The organism is Acidovorax sp. JHL-3, from assembly GCF_000526295.1.
GTDB classification, from domain to species: Bacteria; Pseudomonadota; Gammaproteobacteria; order Burkholderiales; family Burkholderiaceae_C; genus Acidovorax; species Acidovorax defluvii.
The window spans coordinates 2,190,430-2,209,906 of record NZ_JAFU01000001.1 but is presented as its reverse complement, the minus strand read 5'-3'; the positions used below and the strand labels follow the sequence as shown (position 1 = coordinate 2,209,906).

Annotated in this window: 18 protein-coding genes and 2 tRNA genes; 4 read left to right on the top strand and 16 right to left on the bottom strand. The window is 59.8% G+C overall.

The window, feature by feature from the left end; genetic code table 11:
• Nucleotides 1–112: 112 nt before the first annotated feature.
• The 16 genes from K226_RS0110405 to def all read right to left on the bottom strand — a co-directional run bounded on the left by K226_RS0110405 (nt 113) and on the right by def (nt 17,091).
• A complete protein-coding gene (locus K226_RS0110405) occupies nt 113–718 on the bottom strand; it encodes a hypothetical protein (protein ID WP_155886509.1) in 606 nt (201 codons plus the stop codon).
• Between the two features lie 36 nt (nt 719–754).
• The gene (locus K226_RS0110400; protein WP_024814749.1) at nt 755–4,153 is read right to left on the bottom strand and encodes a type I restriction endonuclease subunit R; all 3,399 of its coding nucleotides are present in this window, start codon (nt 4,151–4,153) and stop codon (nt 755–757) included.
• 124 nt (nt 4,154–4,277) lie between these two features.
• A complete protein-coding gene (locus tag K226_RS0110395; RefSeq protein WP_024814748.1) occupies nt 4,278–5,939 on the bottom strand; it encodes an ATP-binding protein in 1,662 nt (553 codons plus the stop codon).
• Nucleotides 5,936–7,096: a restriction endonuclease subunit S gene (locus K226_RS19320; RefSeq protein ID WP_081739359.1), complete on the bottom strand. Its 1,161-nt coding sequence runs from the start codon at nt 7,094–7,096 to the stop codon at nt 5,936–5,938. The genes K226_RS0110395 and K226_RS19320 overlap by 4 nt, the downstream gene beginning before the upstream one ends.
• 100 nt (nt 7,097–7,196) lie before the next feature.
• A complete protein-coding gene (locus K226_RS0110385) occupies nt 7,197–9,329 on the bottom strand; it encodes a class I SAM-dependent DNA methyltransferase (RefSeq protein WP_024814746.1) in 2,133 nt (710 codons plus the stop codon).
• A gap of 51 nt (nt 9,330–9,380) precedes the next feature.
• The gene (locus tag K226_RS0110380; protein ID WP_024814745.1) at nt 9,381–9,587 is read right to left on the bottom strand and encodes a hypothetical protein; all 207 of its coding nucleotides are present in this window, start codon (nt 9,585–9,587) and stop codon (nt 9,381–9,383) included.
• 9 nt (nt 9,588–9,596) lie between these two features.
• Nucleotides 9,597–9,812: a hypothetical protein gene (locus K226_RS0110375; protein ID WP_155886508.1), complete on the bottom strand. Its 216-nt coding sequence runs from the start codon at nt 9,810–9,812 to the stop codon at nt 9,597–9,599.
• On the bottom strand, nt 9,799–10,224 hold the full coding sequence (locus tag K226_RS0110370; protein ID WP_024814743.1) for a DUF5681 domain-containing protein: 426 nt from the start codon (nt 10,222–10,224) through the stop codon (nt 9,799–9,801). Before K226_RS0110370 ends, K226_RS0110375 begins: the two co-directional genes overlap by 14 nt.
• Nucleotides 10,221–10,544 (bottom strand): hypothetical protein, encoded by a 324-nt coding sequence (locus K226_RS0110365; RefSeq protein WP_024814742.1) that lies wholly within the window; start codon nt 10,542–10,544, stop codon nt 10,221–10,223. Before K226_RS0110365 ends, K226_RS0110370 begins: the two co-directional genes overlap by 4 nt.
• Entirely contained in the window at nt 10,544–11,842 is a 1,299-nt protein-coding gene (locus K226_RS0110360; protein WP_238324216.1) for a DUF3987 domain-containing protein, read from the bottom strand. The genes K226_RS0110365 and K226_RS0110360 overlap by 1 nt, the downstream gene beginning before the upstream one ends.
• Nucleotides 11,843–12,087: 245 nt before the next feature.
• Nucleotides 12,088–13,011, bottom strand: coding sequence for a toprim domain-containing protein (locus tag K226_RS19315; RefSeq protein WP_162150976.1), 924 nt, complete (start codon nt 13,009–13,011; stop codon nt 12,088–12,090).
• Nucleotides 13,012–13,392: 381 nt separating this feature from the next.
• Entirely contained in the window at nt 13,393–14,067 is a 675-nt protein-coding gene (locus K226_RS0110345; RefSeq protein WP_035240996.1) for a hypothetical protein, read from the bottom strand.
• 106 nt (nt 14,068–14,173) lie between these two features.
• On the bottom strand, nt 14,174–14,503 hold the full coding sequence (locus K226_RS0110340) for a helix-turn-helix domain-containing protein (protein WP_024814737.1): 330 nt from the start codon (nt 14,501–14,503) through the stop codon (nt 14,174–14,176).
• The gene (locus tag K226_RS0110335) at nt 14,500–14,829 is read right to left on the bottom strand and encodes a type II toxin-antitoxin system RelE/ParE family toxin (RefSeq protein ID WP_035240994.1); all 330 of its coding nucleotides are present in this window, start codon (nt 14,827–14,829) and stop codon (nt 14,500–14,502) included. The genes K226_RS0110340 and K226_RS0110335 overlap by 4 nt, the downstream gene beginning before the upstream one ends.
• 45 nt (nt 14,830–14,874) lie before the next feature.
• A complete protein-coding gene (locus K226_RS0110330; RefSeq protein ID WP_035240991.1) occupies nt 14,875–16,188 on the bottom strand; it encodes an integrase family protein in 1,314 nt (437 codons plus the stop codon).
• Nucleotides 16,189–16,551: 363 nt separating this feature from the next.
• Complete coding sequence (gene def / locus K226_RS0110325) at nt 16,552–17,091, bottom strand: peptide deformylase (RefSeq protein WP_024814734.1); 540 nt, start codon at nt 17,089–17,091, stop codon at nt 16,552–16,554.
• A gap of 106 nt (nt 17,092–17,197) precedes the next feature.
• Here def and K226_RS0110320 point away from each other — a divergent pair, with 106 nt between their 5' ends.
• The 4 genes from K226_RS0110320 (at nt 17,198) to K226_RS0110305 (ending at nt 19,452) form a co-directional block, all read left to right on the top strand.
• On the top strand, nt 17,198–17,626 hold the full coding sequence (locus K226_RS0110320) for a YbaN family protein (RefSeq protein WP_024814733.1): 429 nt from the start codon (nt 17,198–17,200) through the stop codon (nt 17,624–17,626).
• A gap of 55 nt (nt 17,627–17,681) precedes the next feature.
• Nucleotides 17,682–17,757: transfer RNA gene (locus tag K226_RS0110315), tRNA-Asn, on the top strand.
• A gap of 51 nt (nt 17,758–17,808) precedes the next feature.
• Nucleotides 17,809–17,884 (top strand) — tRNA-Asn (locus K226_RS0110310).
• 173 nt (nt 17,885–18,057) lie between these two features.
• Complete coding sequence (locus K226_RS0110305; RefSeq protein ID WP_024814732.1) at nt 18,058–19,452, top strand: leucine-rich repeat-containing protein kinase family protein; 1,395 nt, start codon at nt 18,058–18,060, stop codon at nt 19,450–19,452.
• Nucleotides 19,453–19,477: the final 25 nt, after the last annotated feature.

Sequence of the window (19,477 nt, the reverse complement as noted above, 5' to 3'; positions counted from 1 at the left end):
ACCCGTTCAATTCGACCTCGGCCGCTTCAGCGCTCACCACCATGCAGATCCGTTTGATCGCTGCGGTCAGGTCTTCGAGTCCTTGCAAGAGGTACGTCAGATGACGGCGGCATCAGGTCCTGAACCAACGCTTCAGCAGGTTTAGCGGTTTCTTGGCAAAGTTCACCAAGTCGCAAAGAACGTCATTCCAGTCTCGGTCGTTGCAAGCCCAAGCCAGATCCCCGGGCTGAATGTCCCAGTCGGGCCCAAGCCTAGCCACCTTGATCGATCCCGCCTTGCCGTCGCCTGCATCCATCTCATTCCATACGATGTGCTTCTTGGCCATTTTTGAGGCGTAGCCTGCCAAGGTGGCGGCGTCCACTGCACTGTGGGCAGCAAATGCCGAAACACCGTCTGGCAAAGGATCACCTTGGGTATCGGCCACGTCATAGACAAGGGCCACTGGGCCAAACGGCCACAGAATTAGCAGTGGCCGTGCTCCGTCCTTTACGGTGCGGTTGAATCGCTCACCCCAATCCAGCCGTGATGCGGCGTACAGCAGCCCAGGCTTTTGCACCTGTAAAAGCATGGCATTGAACGGCGCAAAGTTGCGCAGTCGAATAACAAAATCGAGCAACGCGCGATAGTCTTTGCCCGCTCGATACAGCCGTGAATCAGCCAGCAGTTGATCCAGAAGAGCCCGGGCCGCTTCGGTTTCCAAAAGGTCCATTTGCTGCACGGTGCCCCCATCACGACTGCGTTAAAAATACTGAACTCAGCTTCGCAACTGATTCCGCATACTCTGCTGCCAAATGTGCCGGTACACCAACTGTGCCAGGCTCGCCTTGTCATCCGGGGAGTACGGCGGCTCAGGTAGCGTTTGATAGATTTGATCCAAAACGAACGTTTCCACCTCGGCCTGGGTCTGCTCTTTTTCTGTCCAGCGGTCCAGTGGGGCGATGACCGCTAACACACCTGCCAACAGATCCTTGCTGGCCTGTTTGATTCGTTCCCGGTCAGTCTTGGACAGACCGTCACGGTGCACCAGATCGAACAACGCCAATTGGTCCTCGCTGAGCCCTTCCGCTATCGCCCGACTTTGCTCCGCAGTCAAGTCGCTCACCAGGGCTGTCAGCTTGGCAAAAGTGTCTTCCACCGTGGCCCGGTCTTTGTCCTGGTTGTAGGCGGAGATGATGTTCTGGTAGACCTTCTCGTAGTTCATTCGCAGCGGGTTGCGAGCCAGCATCTGCGCCAGTTTTTCTTCCACGATCTGTCGGATGTCCTCAATCACCGTGGCCTTGCGTTTCACCTTTTTGGCAAACTCGTCACGCAGCTTTTCCATGTTGATCTGCGAGAGATCTACGGTCAACCCGCTGGCTTGGTCGCTCCCCACTCCTTGGGCAGCAATGGCTGTGTTGACGATGCGGTGCAGTACCTTGAGCAACGCGCTTACATCGGCAGTGTCGCGGCGTTCATTCAGCTTTTTGTAGATGGCTTCCAGGTTGTCGTGGCGTTCTGCGTATATCAGCGCCGAGGGCTCTACCAGCAATGCCTTGAAGCGGCCGAACACCACGCGACACAAAATTTCGTAACGTCGCTTGGCCTCATCGCTGGTGTAGACCGAATCCACCGCATCGGCCAATAACTGGATGCGGCCAAACCCTTTGCTGCCCAGCAGGGTGCTGGCATCAAAGCCCAGCCCAAGCAAATGCGCTTCGGTGACAGCAATGGCATCGGCCAGGGCAGCGACCCGTTCCTCAATCGGAGCCACGATCTCGGCGGGCCCCCCATCGTCGCCCAAGGCATACTGCGCCAGCGCTTCGCGCAGGCTTTTGAGCATGCCGTTGTAGTCCACGATCAGGCCAAAGTCTTTGCCGGGGTACACCCGGTTGGCGCGGGCGATGGCCTGCATCAGCGTGTGCGCCCGCATGGGCTTGTCGATATAGAGCGTGGACAAACACTCCACGTCAAAGCCGGTGAGCCACATGGCACACACCACCGCGATACGGAACGGGTGCTTCGGGTTTTTGAACGCGGTTTCCACATCCACGCGCTGCCCGTCGGCAGTCTCAAACCCCAGCTTCATCACCGAGCGGTGAGGAATGATGTCAAAGCCCCATCGTTTGAAGTCAGCCACTTCATTCTGGGCTTCACTGATGATCAGCTCAATGATGGTGTCGTCCATCCACGCGGCCTTGGCCAGGAGCCGGTCGCGCTGGGCATGGAGCACCTGGCGGGTTTCGTCGTCAGCGGTGGTGCCAATGCCCGCCAGCTTGGCGTGCGCCTCGGCGCGCACGGCGGCGGCCTTGGCCTTCCACAATGGCCCGATCAGCTTGAGCATGCGGGCGCAGGTGATCTTGTCAATGCACACCAGCATGGCCTTGCCCGCTTCCCATCGGGTGCTGCAGTGCTCAACGAAATCGGTGGCGATGCGCGCCAGCCGCTCATCGGCGGTGATGACTTCGTAATCCTTGCCCAACAGCTTTTCGAGCAAGGCGGTTTGATCCGGGTCCAGGTCGGCTGCATCCACCGCCGCCGCAATTTTTTCGTTCAAATCCAGTTTGGCCAGACCCAGTTTCTCGCCCCGGTTCTCATACACCAGCTTCACCGTGGCGCCGTCTTCTTCGCTGCGCTTGAAGTCGTAGCGCGATACATAGTCGCCAAAAATCCGTTTGGTCAGCTGGTCGTGCTTGAACAGTGGCGTGCCGGTAAACCCGATAAAGGCCGCGTTGGGCAGCGCCATGCGCATGGTGCGGGCCAGCTTGCCCGACTGGGTGCGGTGCGCCTCGTCGGACACCACAATGATGTCGTCGCGCGCACTGTAGGGCTCATCGGGCGCCACGTCTTGGTTGAACTTGTGGATCAGGCTGAACACATAGCGGTGGTTTTCAGACAACAGGCGCTGCAGCTCGCGGCCAGAACTGGCCCGCGGGGTTCGCTCGTCCGCCACGCCACAGCCGATGAAGGTCTTGTAGATCTGGCCGTCCAGATCGTCCCGGTCGGTCATCAGCACAAAGGTGAAATTGCCCGGCACGGTGCGCCGCACCTTCTCGGCAAAGAACGCCATGGAATACGACTTGCCACTCCCCTGGGTGTGCCACACCACGCCCAGGCGGCCCAGGTCGGGGTGGGCACGCTCGATGATTTGCAGGTATTGGGGCGGCGGCGCTTCGGCGGCGATGGGGTATGCGCCCTGCGGCTCGTTGGCGGCCTTGTCCGTCTCGGCGTAGGGCAGCTCAATCGTGCGGTACTTGAGGCGCTTGGCCATCGGAAACTCGCGCTTCAATGCCTCCTGGTGCACCACAGAAGCCACCGCCTGGTTTACCCCCAGCAACTGGTGGTTGCGCGCCACCACCTTGCGCACGGCGCCCGCCTTGCTGGCGTCAAACAGAATGAAATTTTCCAGGATGTCGAGCAGGCGGTCTTTGGCCAGCATGCCGTTCAGCAGCACCTCTGCGGCCACATTGCCCACATCGCTTTCGTGCAGGCGCTTCCATTCGCCAAAGTGCTCCCAGGTGCTGGTGATGGACCCAAAGCGGGCGTTGTGCCCGTTGCTGACGATCAGGAAGGCGTTGTGGTGGAAGGCATGGGCCACCACGTTCTCGTCCATGTAGTCGCGCAAGTTGCCGTCGAAGCCCGCGCGGATGTTTTTGTACACCGCCTTCAACTCGATGAACACCAGCGGCAGGCCATTTACAAAACAGACCAGGTCGGCCCGGCGGTTGTAGTTGGGGGTGCGCAAGCCGGTGAGCTTGAGTTCGCGCACCACCAAGAAACGGTTGTTCGCAGGGTTGCGAAAGTCCACCACCGCCGCCTGTGCATGGATCAGCTGGCCCTGCGCATTGCGAAAGCTCACCGGCACCCCATCGCGGATCAGCTTGTGAAAGGCCTGGTTGTGCTGCAACAGCGAACGGGAAAAGTCGTGGTGCGTGAGCTGGGTGATGGCCTCTTCAATCGCTGGCGGCGGAAGCTGGGGGTTGAGCAGGCACAGCGCAGCGCGCAGTTCGCGCACCAACACCGCCTCGCGCTCATGGGTGCGCCCCAGGGTGCCCGTGGGGCCAAAGGTTTCCTGGTTCCAGGCATACACGCTGTCCCAGCCCAGCGTTGTTTCCAGATGCTCCGCAAAGGTGGCCTGCACCAGGCGGTCTTCGCTGTTGATGTCGGTGTATGCCATGGGTTCTATCGGACAGAACCAGGGGTCATAAAGGACAAATGCACCGCATGTCCTTTATAAAACATCATGCAAATCAACGGGTTAGGCGGGTGCAGCGACCCAAGGCTCATAGAGTTCATCAAAACTACCCTCCCTTTTGTCCTTGAGGCCCAGCGCCCGTCAAACGGTAACGCCGCCAGCGGCGATCGCCGGAATAGGCGACCTCCCCAGTGTCCACTGCTCCATCCAAAGCCCGTTTCACGGTTTTGGCCGAGATCTCCAGCCCGATGCGCCGGTTGATGTCGGCGCTGGACGAATCCGGGTACCGCGCCAAGTCTTCCAATATCAACGCATGCAGGCGGTGCGGCGTGATGCGACTCAGGGTGGTCTTGCGGTCGAGCTGTGCGCCACGCAACCAATCGGGCGCCACAAAGTAACGCATGCCCGACGTCTTGCCCGTGGAGCGCACCAGACCGGTTGACACCAGGCGCCCCAGCCACACAGCCAAAGCATCGCCACCTTCGGTTTCCAGCAGGGTGCCCAGCTCCCGCGCCGTCATGCCCTCGGTCTGTGCCAGCACCCCCAGGGTGATGCGCTCGCGCTGGGTGAGCTGGAATCGAGCGTCCGCCTCGGACAGCAGGCGCATCACATCGGGCTTGGCAATGCGCCGCTGAATCGTCACCTTGACCCAGTCCGCGCCCTCTTCGGGCACCGGGGCCGGGCGGCCTTGCGACAACAGCCGGTCGTACATCAGGTCAAAGCCGCTGCCCTCGCGCTCCATCAGGCCCAGGTCGTGAAACACCCGCGCCAGCCCCTCGTTGCGGCGGCGGCTGGCGTGCAGCATGTTGCGCGGCGTCACCCCCAGCGGCAGGCGGCCGGGGTTGACCACCTCCAGCCGCTCCGGGTGCAGGTTGAGGTAAATGTCGCCCTGCTGCGTGTAGGGCCGGTGCACCAGCGCATTGACCAGCAGCTCGCGCACCACCTTCTCGTCATAGGCAGGCACGCTGCGGCGGTACAGGCCCTCGGCCACCTCGTAGCTCTCGCGAAAATCGGGCACCTCGCGCCACACGGCATCCACCAGCTCCACGGGCGACAGCGCGCAGTCGTCCCACACCCACTTGTTGATTTTCTGGCCCTGCTCGTCGTATTTGATGGCCTGCACCAAGGGGGCGGTGCCCAAGGCGCGGCGGTCGGCGGTGCTGCCCAGCAGCAGCACGCCCAGGTGGGTCAAGGCGGGGCCGTGGGCCAAACCGTAGTGCGTCAGCAGGGCATCTGCGCCTTTCTCTTTGACCGATGTTTTGACCCGGTCCGACGCGGCAATGCCCTGGACGAAAGCGGCCCGCTTGTCGGCATCCGCGGCGCCACGCGGCACGCCGCTGTCGATGGCCTCCCAGGGTCGGCCGGGGCGCTCGTTGGCCAGGCGCAGCACATCGTCGCCCAGCACCGGCTGGCAGGTGTCGCCCACGCGCAGGAAGTATCGGCCATCTTTGGTGGATGCCACGCTGGGGGACCGGTCAATCACCAAGGCAATGAATTCGCCGCCATTGGCCGCCCGCTGCACACTGGGCAGCGCCTGCACATTCACCGTCAGCTCGCCCATGCGCTTGCGCAGGCGGTCCAGCACCTCGGGCGGCACCACTTGGCCCGCAGGCGGCAAGGCCTGCCCATCTTCAATGCCAATCAGCAAGCGGCCCCCCGCGCCATTGGCAAAACACACGCAGTCCCTGGCCAGCGCCTCCCAGTCCGCCGACTTGCCGGTGACGGTGCGCAGGGACTTGAGGTCGGTGTGCTGGTCTTCGAGGCTCATACCGCCAAGGCTCCACTCATCAGGCGCGGCAGCAGCAGATCGCGGGCGGCGCGGAGTTTTTGGTTTTGCTCGTTGAGAACTTCAACCATCTCGCGGACAAATTCAATTTGCTCAGCGTACATTTCTTGCAAAGTGCGCGAAGGCACGAGAACGGGTACTGGCTTCAACGCTGCCGCACTCAAATTAAGCATGGTGGAACCCTTGGCACGATTTGTTATGTCCCCAACAGCCGCAGGTGTGCCCAAGTGGTCAAACAAATAGAGTGGGTTGATGGCTTGCGGGTCTGGTCGTAGTCGCAGACTGCCTGTACCGCAAAACCAACCTTGTTGACGCTTGCCAATGAATGCACGGCGTCCAATGTCACCTCGCCGCCCATAAACGATGTCTCCCGGAATCATTCGGTGGCGGCCGAGGGAGTCCGCTAGACCCTCTGGGATTCTGGCAATAGATGCCACGGACACGCGGAAGTCAATGATGTCTTTCGGCATGACCACCGGCACTCCTTCTTCACTGTAGTCTGCTTGATGAAGTTGGCTTCCAAAGGGACCGGTTTGAATGCCGTTTCCACGCAAACAAACTGACTCCAGTGTCTTGCGCTCCCACCCCTGCGGCACGCCATCTACGATGGGCGTGTGTTCATAGCCGGGGAAGCGCAAGCGGACAAACCATTCGCGGTAGAGCAGCCGGGCAGACTCTTCGAGCAGGGCCATGCGGCGGCGGTTGTTTTCGATCAGGTCGTCGTAGGAAGAGAGTGTGGCGGCGATGCGGAGTTGGATGTCAGGCGACGGCGCTCGGACCTTGATCTCGTGCAGTACATTCCGATCAACCCCTGGGACTGCTGCTTTTTCGCTCTGATATCCCTTGAGCACATTGCGTAAGAAGTAAGCCGAAAATTTCGGATCATTCCCTTTGAAGTCGATCACATACAAAGCCGTGTTTAACGGCCAGTAGTCTTCCTCAAGGTAGAACACTTCCCCAATCGTTCCGTATCGCCCAGTAACGACGCCCGGTGCCATAGCTTTTGCCTCTTTGTGGCGACCGGTGATCCCGGAAGACGAGACAACTGGCACATCCCCCTCCTGACGTGAATGCTCAGGTAAATCATGACCACGTTTCAGGGTTAACACGTCGCCCAGACGGCAGGTTCGCCAGCTCATTGCGAAAGCGCCTCTGTATCAGGGTTTATGAGTAAAAATTGCCTGCAACGATTACAAAAGTTGCGCAAGTAGCTATCGAAATCGTAGCCATCAGTACCCCTCATACCCCCAACTCCTCAAAGTTGGTCTGAATCTTTACCGCCAAATCCACCGCCTCGCGGTTCAAGTCCGCCAGCTCCAGGTGGATGTCGCGCAGGGTTTGCTCGAAGTCGAAATCTTCATCCACCTCGGCCGGTGCCACGCCGACAAAGCGGCCCGGGGTCAGACTCCAGTCGGCGGCTTCGATCTCGGCACGGGTAACCACCTTGCACAGGCCGGGCACGTCTGCCATTTGAGCCTGGGGAAAACGGTCTTGCAGCCAGACGATCTGGCGGTGCAGGTAGGTGCACTCTTTGAGCTGTTCGACCCCTGACTTTCGTTGTTCGTCGAGCTGTTTGATGAGCTTGTTGAGGGCGCGGCGGTCGTAGAACCCGGCGGCCTCCTCATGGCTGGCCAACTCTTGCACAAGCTGTGCCGCACGGGCGGCCAGTTTGTATAGCAGGTCAATCTGCTTGACAAGGCCTCGCGTCGATTCGGCCAGTGGGTCGAAGGTTTTGCGGGCGGTGTGCTGGGCCTTGTTGGTTTGCGGTGGCTTGGCAATGTGCTTGCAGTACGCGGCCAGCCCCGTAACCAAAGCGGCGCGGTCTGCGGCATAGGCGGTGGCGGCGCTGGTCCACTCCGCCAAGGCGTCGGTCAGCCCATGGCGTTTTTCCTGCGGCAGGGTTTCGATGGTCTGCACGCTGGCCATGAATGCCGCGAGGGGGGCGCGGCTGTCGGTCAGCACAGCCTCCAAAACGGTCAGCACGGCATCCACGGCGGCAGCCTCGGTGCCCAGGCGGGTGATGTAGCTTTGCACCAGACCCAAGAACCGCTCTTGTTGCCCCCGGTACAGCCAGACGATGGCAGTCAGGTTGGCCTGCTGCTCGGGCGAAAAGTCGTAAATCTTGCGGGTGACTTTGCGGTACACATTGCGGGCGTCCAGCATCAGCACCTGGTCTTTGCGCTCGGCGGGCTTGGAGCGGTCAAAGTGCCACAACTCGCATGGCACGGTGCGGGTGTAGAAGAAGTTGGAACGGATGGCGACCATCACGTCCACATCGCCCGTCTCCACCAGCTTGCGGCGCACTTCTTTTTCGCCGTGCCCGGCGCTGCTGGCCTGGGACGACATGACAAAGCCCGCCCGGCCTGTGGGTGACAGGTAGCTGTGAAAGTACGAGATCCACAGGTAGTTGCCGTTGGAGACGTGCTTATCTTTGTTGACGCCAGGCAGGCCAAAAGGCAGGCGGCGGTCGGTCTTCACGGCTTCGGCATCCACCTTGTCCACATTGAACGGCGGGTTGGCCATCATGAAGTCCACGTTGCCCCACAGCGGGCGGCCATCTTGCAGGCGGTGGGCGTCTACGTAAAAGGTGTTGGCCTCCTGAATATCGCCCTCCAGGCCATGCACGGCCAGGTTCATCTTGGCCAATCGAATGGTCGCGATGGTCTTTTCCTGGCCATAGAAGGTGACCCGCTTCATGGTCTCGAAGCCTTCGTGCTCAATGAAATGGCTGCTCTGCACAAACATGCCACCCGAGCCACAGGCCAAATCCGCCACCACGCCATGGTCAGGTTCGATCACGTTGACCAGCATTTGCACCAGGGACGGAGGCGTAAAAAATTCGCCGTTGTCTTGTGCGCCCTGCATGGCGAACTTCATCAGAAAATATTCGTAGATGCGGCCAAACACGTCGCCCGTGGCGGTGCGCAGGGCTTCGCTGTCAAAGCAGCGCAACAAGTCTTCAAGCAGCTTGTTGTCGAACCGGTCGTAGTCTTTGGGCAGGGTGCCTTGCAGCGGCGGAAAGTCGGCCTCGATGGCGTTCATCGCGGCCACCAGGGCCGCGCCCAGGCTGGCGCCAGAAGGCAGGTTCAGCAGGGTGTCGTACCGGGCGGCCTCGGGCAGCATGAGGGCGCGGCGCTTGATGAAGTCGGCCTTCGCCAAGGGGCGCTTGGGCATGGTGCCTGCGGCCTGGGCGGCTTCAATGGCTTGCAGCGCGGCCTGGTAGCGGTTGGTGGCGTGGCGCAAAAAAATGACGCCCAGCACCGGCATGGAGTATTCGGTGGCGGTGAGGTTGGAGTTGGCGCGAAGCTGGTCGGCGGCCTCCCACAGGCTGGTCTCAACTTGGGTGATGTTGTGGAATGCGTTGGCGGTCATGCGTCGATTCTTGTTGTGGCCCGGGGGGCAGCTCCCCGGCCTGCTCATTGATTATGCGTGTACATAACCTTCAGGTTGAGCCTTGTTGATCAACGCCCGTTTCATGAATTCAGTCAGTGGCCTGTAAATCGGCGAAGACTCCGGGTTGTTGAGGATATAGGCCACACGCACCGCACGCTCTGCGTCGGTCAGCTGGCGTTGTACAGTTGCTTTGCTTGCCTGCTCCAGGCCCGCAACACGGGTTTTGATGGATGCCATGTTTCACTCTTAATAGTCCTTCGATTCGTAGTCAGGGTCGTCGTACACCACGGGAAACGCACTCGGTCGGCGCAGCACCAGGGTAACGATCGCCGCATACATCTCGCTGGAGAACATAGGGAACTTGCCCGCATAGGTGAGCAGCTCGTCGTCTGTCATGGCCTTGAGGTCCACATGGGCAGCAGCCTGCTCCATCTTGGCGATGCGACTTTCAAGACTTGCCATGGTGCTTTTCCAGTTCCGCAACACGGGCGGCAAGCTCATCCACCTCGGCCACGCGGGCCAGCGCACCGAGCGCCCCCACCAAGGCAGCACCTTGGCTGGGAGCCAGTTCGCCAGAAGACACGGCCGCCATCACCGCACGGCCTTGCTCGGTCAGCGTGCCATCCGGCAGATTGAGCGGTTGGGCCATATCGGTCGCTTTGAGCGGCGCGACCGTGCGCTCCAACAACAGGCGGGCGGCGCCCACATCACCGTCGAGCGCGCGCTGCATCATGGCTTCCAGCAGTTCGGGGATGCGCGTGGCAATGGCGGCACGCACCTTGGCAACCTCGCCCGAGCCGGGTGTGCGACCTGCGGGGTTCCCAGATTCGCCGGGTTTCCAGCGGCCAGGGCGTTTTTTGGGGGGTGTGGTCATTCTTGTTCTTCTCCTGCTTTATCAAGAAGGTTGTTGGCTGGTGCTGGAGCCTGTTGGTCGAGCGCAAGGGATGCGGTTCTGAACCTGATGGCAGTCGCTGCAGTGGTGTGCGGGTCGAGATCTACAATCCAGTCCAACAGGCGGCCCGTGGTGTGGTGTGCCGATTGAAGTAGCTCGATCAGGGCAGGCTTGTACTGCCGTATGCCCACACGCAGCTCATTGTTCAGGAGGTCGGATGGCGTTACTGTTAGCATGTGCCCATCGGTTTCCAGAGTGAGGCCAGCATGGTGTAGCGCCAGATAGAGGACAAAGGCGGGCATCAGAACACCTCGCTTTTCACACCGTCCTGCGAACTATGCGATGAATGCGAACAATCAATGCTGGCGCGGATTTCGGGCGATTTGAAGGCTTCGCGAACTATGCGAACTTGGCGAACTAATTCCGGACCTTGGGTGGTTTGTTCGCATACTTCGCTTTGTTCGTGAGTCTCAAAATCGGCCGCTAAGCCGCATGAGTGCTGGTTGTTCGCATAGTTCGATTTGTTCGCAGCCAATTCGTAGAATTTGGTGGGGCGTCCTTGTCCCCTGCGATCCTCCTGCACGGTGATGCGCGGCGGGTTGCAAGACAACAGCTCATCGAGCGCCGCATCAATGCGGGTTTTGTTCACATGGCCACCGAAGCAATCCACCGTGATCTGCTTGCGCGTCACACGTTTGTGCACCGTCAGGAAGTCCACGATCTTTTGCACGGTGTCGTTGACCTCGGCCACTTCCACCTCGTCGGCTGCGCTTGCAAAAATGAACTTGACGCTTTCCACTGAGTAACGCACCCAGGCCAGCGCCGCGTTGATGTGGTGCGCCTCCACGGTGGTGGTCTTGTCGCACAGAGCAAACAACATCGCCAGGCGCAGCAGCATGGGGGCGCGGCGCTCGATCAAGGCGGTGATGCGTTCGCCTGCAGAGTTATCGTTCAGTTCGCCGTAATAGAGCACCTCATAGCGTTTGCGGGCGTCCTGAGACAGTTCCACGCGCATGTGGTCTTTGTCAGCCCAGCGCTCGGCCTGGCAAAACTGCAGCACCTCCAGCACACGCTCGGCCAAGGCGTCCACATCCTCTTGGCGCGTGGCACGGGGGAAGGCCATCAGCTTGGGGCGCTCGGCCCACAACATCATGAAGCGGTTTGCAAAGCCGTTCGTGAGTTCACGGGAAGCCATCAACCCCAGCAGCTCCGAAGGCGTCACGGCGCCAATCATGGCGATATGCGGATCCGTGGCCCACAGCCGGTTGCTTTTTGTGGCGGGTTTCATGCTCACGCCGTCCCAGCAGTCGCGCAGCGCCGCAGACAAGGTGTTGCCCTCACGCTTGCCTTGATGCAGCACGTTGGCGAACTCGCTTTCAACCACCAGCAGGCGTTTGTCGAGGATGGCGGGTACTTCCTCCTTTCCATCCATGAAGCCATCGTGAATCAAGTACACCAGGCCCTCACGGCTAGACAAGCCGCCTCGGTGAACCTTCGGGGTGGCGTCGTGGCTGAGTGCTCTTAGCGCATGCTCAATACGGCTGATCAGCGATACCGCATCGCCCTTGCGGCCCCGACCCGAGCGGCCGATGTGCAGCATGAACTGGCGGGCGTGGTGCCAGGTGTTGCCCACCGGCATGTAAGGTCCACGGCCTACCGCGCAGCCCATGAAGGCGATGAAGTTTGCCGCTACTGCATAGGGATTGGCCTCGGTGGTCTCGCTGCCCGCACGGGCCACGTCACCCATCAGCCCATAAAGACAAGCAGGGTCAGGGCGTGGCGCATTGCGGTGGTTGTCGAAGCTGTCGTCATCAGCCGCGTCGGCCAGGATGTTGAAGTCGCTGCTCATTGCATACCCTCCAGCCACACGTCGGCCCAGTCGCTGCCGGGTTTCGATGGCGTCAATGTTTTGGAAATGAGACCGGCCCGGGTCGCGCGGTGCGCCAAGCCGACGGCGGCCTGCTGGCCTGCGGGGTCGTGGTCCGCAAAGATGACCAGGCGCTGGATGCCACGCGGAAAGGTGAACCCCGCCAGGGCGTTTGCGCAGTAGGCAGCCACCACCGGCAAGCCCGAGCCCAGCGAAGCGGCTGCGGCGGTCTCGATGCCCTCGGCGATACCGAGAACGCCACCACGGGGCGCAGCCAGCGGAATGCACGCACCCGCCAATTGCCCGACTGCTGCCGTCAGCTTCTTGGGTGTGGGCACATCAGCCTTGCAGCCTTCGCCCAGGTAGGTGCGGTGGATGGCCAGCAGCTTGCCGCCAGACACGATGGGAGCCAGCATCGCGGGGTAGCTGCCCAGCATGTGCAACTCCCCGTTGTCATCCGCGTGCCAGTACGCCAGGCCAGGGTGCTGGTGGATGCAATTCGGGATAGCCCAATGTGCCAGACCGCGTGCTGCCAGGTAGCTGCGCACTGCATCCCCTGCTGGCGCTGAAGCAGTCCACAAGGCAGCGTTACGTTGGGCGTTCTTGTCCCACTGAGCATGCTGTTCCGCCTCGCGTTCCAGTGCCGCCAGACGAATCTGGAGCCGCATAGACGCCAGTTCCGCAGGAGACTGGTGCTGTGGCGGGCAGGCGCTCCAGTGGCTGCTCACACTCTGACGGTGGTCACCAAACACGCCTCCGAAGCCATCGGAGAACAATTTGGCCCAGCCAGATTTCCGCGGACCAAAGCGGCAGAAGCGGCCGGGCTCCAGGTACTGTGGTGCATAACCCAGGCTTGCCTGGATAGCGCCAAGGAACTCGTTGGTGGTGTTGAGCGCGATCATGTGCAGCGCCCCTTGCGAAACCAGCGAGAGGGTGCTGCGCACCAGACCTGCAGCAGGATGTGGTTGATGGCGGCGACCATAGTTACGCCCCGAGGACGCGGCGCAGTTCCGCCACAGGCCACGCCAAGCGGCCATTGATGCGGATGGGGCGAATGGGGCCATCCTCGCGGCACGCCCAAATGCGGAGCGTTTGTTGCGCACGATTCAGGTGCCCGGCTGCCTCGGGTGTTGGAAGTGCAGTGCGCGTTTCCAGCGCCAGCGGGGTGAGTTGAACAGTCTTTGCGGCCATTTCAAAACCTCATGGGTTTGTTGAAGATGACCGGCACTGTTCCGGGGGCGACGTGCACGAACCCCCTTCATGCACGTTCTTTTGGAAGGTTGCTAACCCTCCTGCGCCTTGGCTGCCGCGTGAAGCTTGCGACGGATGGTGTTGGGATGAACCCCATAGCGTTGGGCCAAGATACCCGCTACGTCACTGGCTTCCCTGCCTGAATCAAGGAGACGCCCACGTTTCTGCAAGATCTCGGTGGTGCCTGGGGTCTTGGCATTCGATTGACGCGTACGTGCAGATTTCTTGCCCCCGACGCTGGCACCTTGCTTGATTCGCGCCTCTTTGGCTTTGAGGCCTCGGATCAGAGGGCTCAAAATTTTGGCGACATCGGCACTACCCTTGTCCAGCGCCATGAAATTGAGCACAGTCACAATGTGCTCAAAGGGGCAAATGGTTAGTGCAAATTCGAGGATTTCTTGCTTGGTGCAGCCTGCGCGCTGGGCTGCATTCTCGGCACAGCCTTCCAATGTCAGCAAAGCCGACCAGGGCAGCAGGTCTGCTAAGGTGGTTTCAGGTTGGCGCTGGCGTTTGGCTGCTGGAACAAAGCCGCGTACCGGTTGTGCCACAGGAAAATTCCAATTCGGCTTACCTCGCAGGGCGACGCGCGTGCTTTCTGTCTCTGCCGCAATGGCCTGGTACATAAGCAGTTGACGGGGCGACTCTAGCGCCACGAACGTGGGGTCAAGCTGACGGCCCGTGACGGCTTCAAAAGTGCGGTGCTGCATCGCATCCCTCCCGGACGCTGCTCCCTTGTTCGGAGCCCCAGCAGGCCAGCGGGAGGCACTGGCTTTTCGGCAGGATTGCAGCCCTGTCTAGCTGGGGCAAAAACGGTCAGGCGGGCGCTGCAACCCTGCGCGCAGGGCGCTTTACTGGCGCTGCCCTGGGCATGGAAACCTTGACAGTTGGCCCCATACCAGCGGTGGCGGCCATGTCAATCAGAGTGTCCAGCGAAAACAGATTGACCTTACCTCGCATCAGGTCAGATATGCGCGGCTGGGTTACGCCGAAAAAGACAGCGGCCTGTGCCTGTGTCATGCCTTGCTGGCGAATGACTTCCGTCAGGCTCATCATCAAGTCCGATCGGGCACGCATGCTCGCGGCGTTCTGGGGAGTGTCCTCGATGGCGTCCCATACACTGGAAAATCGCTGTTTGTCGGTCATGGTGCAATCTCCTTCATCAATGCCTTGAGTCGCTTTTGGGCCAGTTCAATATCGCGTTTGGCGGTTTGCTGGGTTTTCTTCTGAAAACAGTGCAGCACATACACGGCATCGGCCAACTTGGCGACATACACCACGCGGAAGGTGCCCGCTTCGTCCCATATACGCAACTCCACCACACCGGCCCCGATGCCGGGCATGGCCTTGGCATCATCAGGTGCCAGGCCGTTTTGCACCCTGTCCAGTTGATACCCGGCCTCACGCATGGCGGTCTGCGGAAAGCTGCGCAGGTCATCAAGTGCAGTGCCTCGAAACTCAATTGGTTTCATCGTCAAATTATATAGAATTTTGTATTTTTATTGATCTTGGTTGACCTATCCGGCAACCACGCGCAGCACACCGGGCGCGGCCTGTGCGTCAAACTGCACACCTGCAACCTCCAAGAATTTGGCCTCAATCTGTGCCATGTAGGGCCGCAGTTCATCCAGCGTCAAAATGTTGTAGCCCTCGGCAGTCGCGCTCGGCTTGTGCCCTGAAATTTGAGCAGGCACCCCACCCGGCACAATTCGCCGCGCCACCTGTGTGAACGTCCGGCGCAAGCCATGGAACGTTAAGTGGTCTACGCTGCAGTCCGCTAATACCCTCTCCATACTTGATCGCGCGTCCTTCACATAGCCGTGTTGCCCAGAACTATGAAAAACGTACTTCCCCTGACGTGGAAGACCGTCTAGCAACCACGCCATGTATGGAGCCAGCGGAATGGTTCGGGTCAGCTCGAACTTATCGGCGATCGTTATCGTTTTCCATCGCCAATCGATGCGACTCCACTCAAGTGTGGCAATCTCCTCACGGCGGGCACCGGACAAAAGCAGCGCGCGCAGATATGCTGAATGAACAGGGTTATGGAGTTGCTCAACACTGGCCCACCAACCGGCGATCTGTTCCGACATCAGTTTGTCCACACGGCGGGTGTTCGGTGGCAGACTCTCCAAAATGGCGGGAGCCCTGCCAGCATCCCGATCGGTCAAGCTCCGATATTCAGGACGGGCGGCACACCAGCGTAGGAACCCCCTGAACATCATTAGGGCTCTGGCAGCTTGGTGCTTGCCGCTCAGGGCTTCACGATCGAACCAGCTTTTCAGCGTATCCTCGTTTATCCCGGCTAACGGCAGCGCCATAAGCGGAAAAAGCGGCCCTGGTCTTTTCACACCCTGCCCGCGCTTTTTCTTTTCGCCACCAGGTGCGGCCATTGCCTCAAGGTCGGCACGGTAACGCGGCTTCCATGTATCCCGGCGCTTGGGCCTGCCATTCTCCAGATACAGGGGCCACAAATCGCCCACCGTCAAGGCTTTGGCAGTTGCTGCGTCCTTCGCCGCGGCTTTGTCTGCCTGTTGCTGGCGCTCCAGCTCTCGGGGGTCGATGCCACTGTCCACCAGCACCTTTAAGCGCTGCGCCTCGCCTCGGGCTTTTTCAATCGGCCAATCGGCAGCGGTACCAATGTTTAGGCGGAGGGTTGCCCCGCTCAGGCGCGATTCAAATACGTAGGTCTTACGACCCGTGGGCGTCACGCGCAGCGCCAAGGCGGGGGCTTCGGTGTCCCAAAGGAAAGTCTGGGACTTACCGGGTGGGCAAGTGAAGTCACCAACCCGGCCTGCGGTCAAACGAACCCTGCTTTTCATTCCACTCATGGCACCCCTTGAAAATCTGTAGGCAATCTGTAGGCAAACTCCCAATATATACCTATGTGCAAATCAACAGTTCAGCGCATAATTTCTACGTAACATGTTGATTTGTATAAAGTATACCCACGTCAATCAACAGGGGCAAATACAATAATCCCCTCATTCGTAATGAGAAGGTCGGGTGTTCGATTCATCTCTCCGGCACCAAATAAAAGTCCCTGATTCGCAAGAATCAGGGACTTTTTGCATGGGGGTTGATTCACGGAGTGCCGTCCAGTGTTGCGGGAGGGACAGTACCGTCGAATGGTCTAAGAACATGCAGCGAACGGCTACACCAACCGTTCCGTGCACCACACACCTTGCCCGCTGCTAGTCCTCCTCTGCGGCGCTGATACCCGGAAAGAGCACTTCGGTGTAGCCAAACTGGGTGAAATCGCGCACGCGCATGGGATAAAGCTTTCCGATGAGGTGATCGCATTCGTGCTGCACGACGCGGGCGTGAAATCCCTCCACTGTGCGGTCGATAGGGTCGCCATAAGGGTCGAACCCTGTGTACCGTATGCGCAGCCAGCGCGGCACCTTGCCACGCAATCCAGGCACTGAAAGACACCCTTCCCAATCCTCCTCCTCTTGTTCACCCAGCGGCGTTATGACCGGATTGACAAGCACAGTGGGCGGGACCAAGGGCCGTTCTGGGTAGCGTGGATTGGGAGTGCCCGAGCCAAAAATCACCACCTGCAAATCAACGCCAATCTGGGGGGCCGCCAGACCCGCACCATGGACAGACTGCATGGTTTCAAACATGTCACGCACCAACAGATGCAACTCGTCGGTATCAAAACTCTGCACGGGCTGAGCGATGCGCAACAGGCGCGGATCGCCCATTTTCAAAATGGAGTGGATGGTCATGAGGCCGGGCCAGAAAACTGCTGCAGTTCACCGCATTCACAGGAAAGCTGACAAGCATAGCGCGAGCGCGATGCCATCGCATGGCATCCATGCACAATCAAGGCCAATGGCTTTGCCTACCAAAAACCCTCCTGACACACCGATGCCCAAGGAGCTACCGCGGCCCCTGCGTTGGTTACTGACAGTGTTTGCGCTGTTGTGCCTGGTTCTGGGCATTGTGGGCATATTTTTGCCCGGGTTGCCAACCACCGTTTTCATATTGCTGGCCGCATGGGCGGCGGCCCGGAGTTCACCCAGGCTCTACCGATGGCTTTGGCTCCACCCGCTGTTCGGCCCCATGCTGCGCAACTGGGCCAGCGGTGGCCGCGTAAGTCGCCGCTCCAAATGGAGCGCCACCGTGATGATGGCCGTGAGCGGCACCATTCTGGCTTTCACTGAAGCCCCTCGCTGGGCTGTGGCTCTCGCCTGCATTTGTATGGCCTGTGTGCTGGCATGGCTGTGGCGCAGGCCCGAGCCCACAGACAAGCGCACCTAATGAGCGCAGGCCACGGGGAATTGCTCTGTTTTTATGTATATAATCTAAGTCTTGTTCCTCGATAGCTCAGTCGGTAGAGCGCCGGACTGTTAATCCGTAGGTCCCTGGTTCGAGCCCAGGTCGAGGAGCCAAGATTTTTCTGGCCCTGCATGTGCACGCAGGGCCTTTTACATACCGATCATTCCTCGATAGCTCAGTCGGTAGAGCGCCGGACTGTTAATCCGTAGGTCCCTGGTTCGAGCCCAGGTCGAGGAGCCATCAATTGGCAGCAAAGGCTACCCTTCCGGGTAGCCTTTTTGCTTTGTTGTAATGGCAAACAGCCGAAAAGGGTTGCCGCACGCACCAGTGTCGCAACGCATCGACCTTCGGGCGGTGTCGAGAACACCGACGTTCGGCCAACACTCCATCACGATGAACTGTCATTGCCTGCCATGAACACTCTGGATCAACTGCATTGCGGCGACCTCCGAGGTGCTCGCCAGGTCAAACTGGCCTGCGGTTTGACGGCATTTCCGCAGGCACTATTTGAATTGGCAGATACGCTGGAGATCCTGGATCTATCCGGCAATGCGTTGACTTCCTTGCCGGACGATCTGAATCGATTGAGCAAGCTGCGCATCCTGTTCTGCTCGGACAATCAGTTCACAGAGTTACCCGAGGTGTTAGGCCGGTGTCCGCAGCTGAGCATGGTGGGATTCAGGGCCAATCAAATCCGCACAGTATCGGAGAAGGGACTTCCTCCGCTGCTGCGCTGGCTGATTCTGACCGACAACCGCATTAACGAATTGCCAGCCCAAATCGGAGACTGCACCCAACTGCAAAAGCTGATGCTTTCAGGGAATCAGCTGAAAACCTTGCCCCCCGAGCTGTCCCGATGCTCGCGCCTAGAACTGCTGCGCGTTCCTGCCAACCAGCTGTCTGAATTGCCGGAGTGGCTCATGACAATGCCCCGGTTGTCGTGGCTGGCATACGCCGGAAATCCATTTTGTGAAGCGCCGGGGCGTTCTGCGCAAGTTGCCACGCCTATCACTTCGATCCCCTGGGATCGACTGCGAATCGTGCACTCACTGGGAGAAGGCGCCTCAGGGGTCATCTACATGGCCGAGCTTTTTCACCGTGATCAGGTGCAACCGGTTGCCGTCAAGATATTCAAAGGCGACATCACCAGTGACGGCCTGCCTATGTCCGAAATGACGACCTGCATTCAAGCGGGCAAGCACCCCGGCCTGATCCCTGTCCTGGGCCGGATTGCGCACCATCCTGCCGGTGCCAATGGCTTGGTGATGTCGCTGATCGACACCCGTTTTCGCAACCTGGCCGCCCCACCCAGCCTGCAATCGTGCACACGTGATGTTTATGCGCAAGGCGTGCGCTTTGACCTGACCGCCATATTGCGCCTCACGCTCGATATTGCCGCTGCGGCCCACCATCTGCACCAGCAAGGCATCATCCACGGCGACCTCTACGCGCATAACATCCTGCATGAACAACAAGGCCGTGCGCTGCTCGGCGATTTTGGGGCGGCTTCTTTGTATCCACCCGGTCCCTCAGCGCTTCACAGCAGACTGCAACAGCTCGAAGTGCGTGCGTTCGGCTGTCTTCTGGAAGAGTTGGTCGAACGCAGCGATATGCCTGCAGACTCGGACGACAGACTGACAACACTCCACCAGTTGAAAGCCCGGTGCCTTTCCGATATCCCGTCAAGTCGGCCATCATTTCAAGAGATTGAGCAAGAGCTCGGCATGATCGCGAGCACATGTGCCAAACATGGCCTCATTCCAGCGGAGACAATGCCAGTATTGGTGAAGCAACCCGCGAAAGCATGATGCTCGCAAGAAGAGCGCGTTGCCC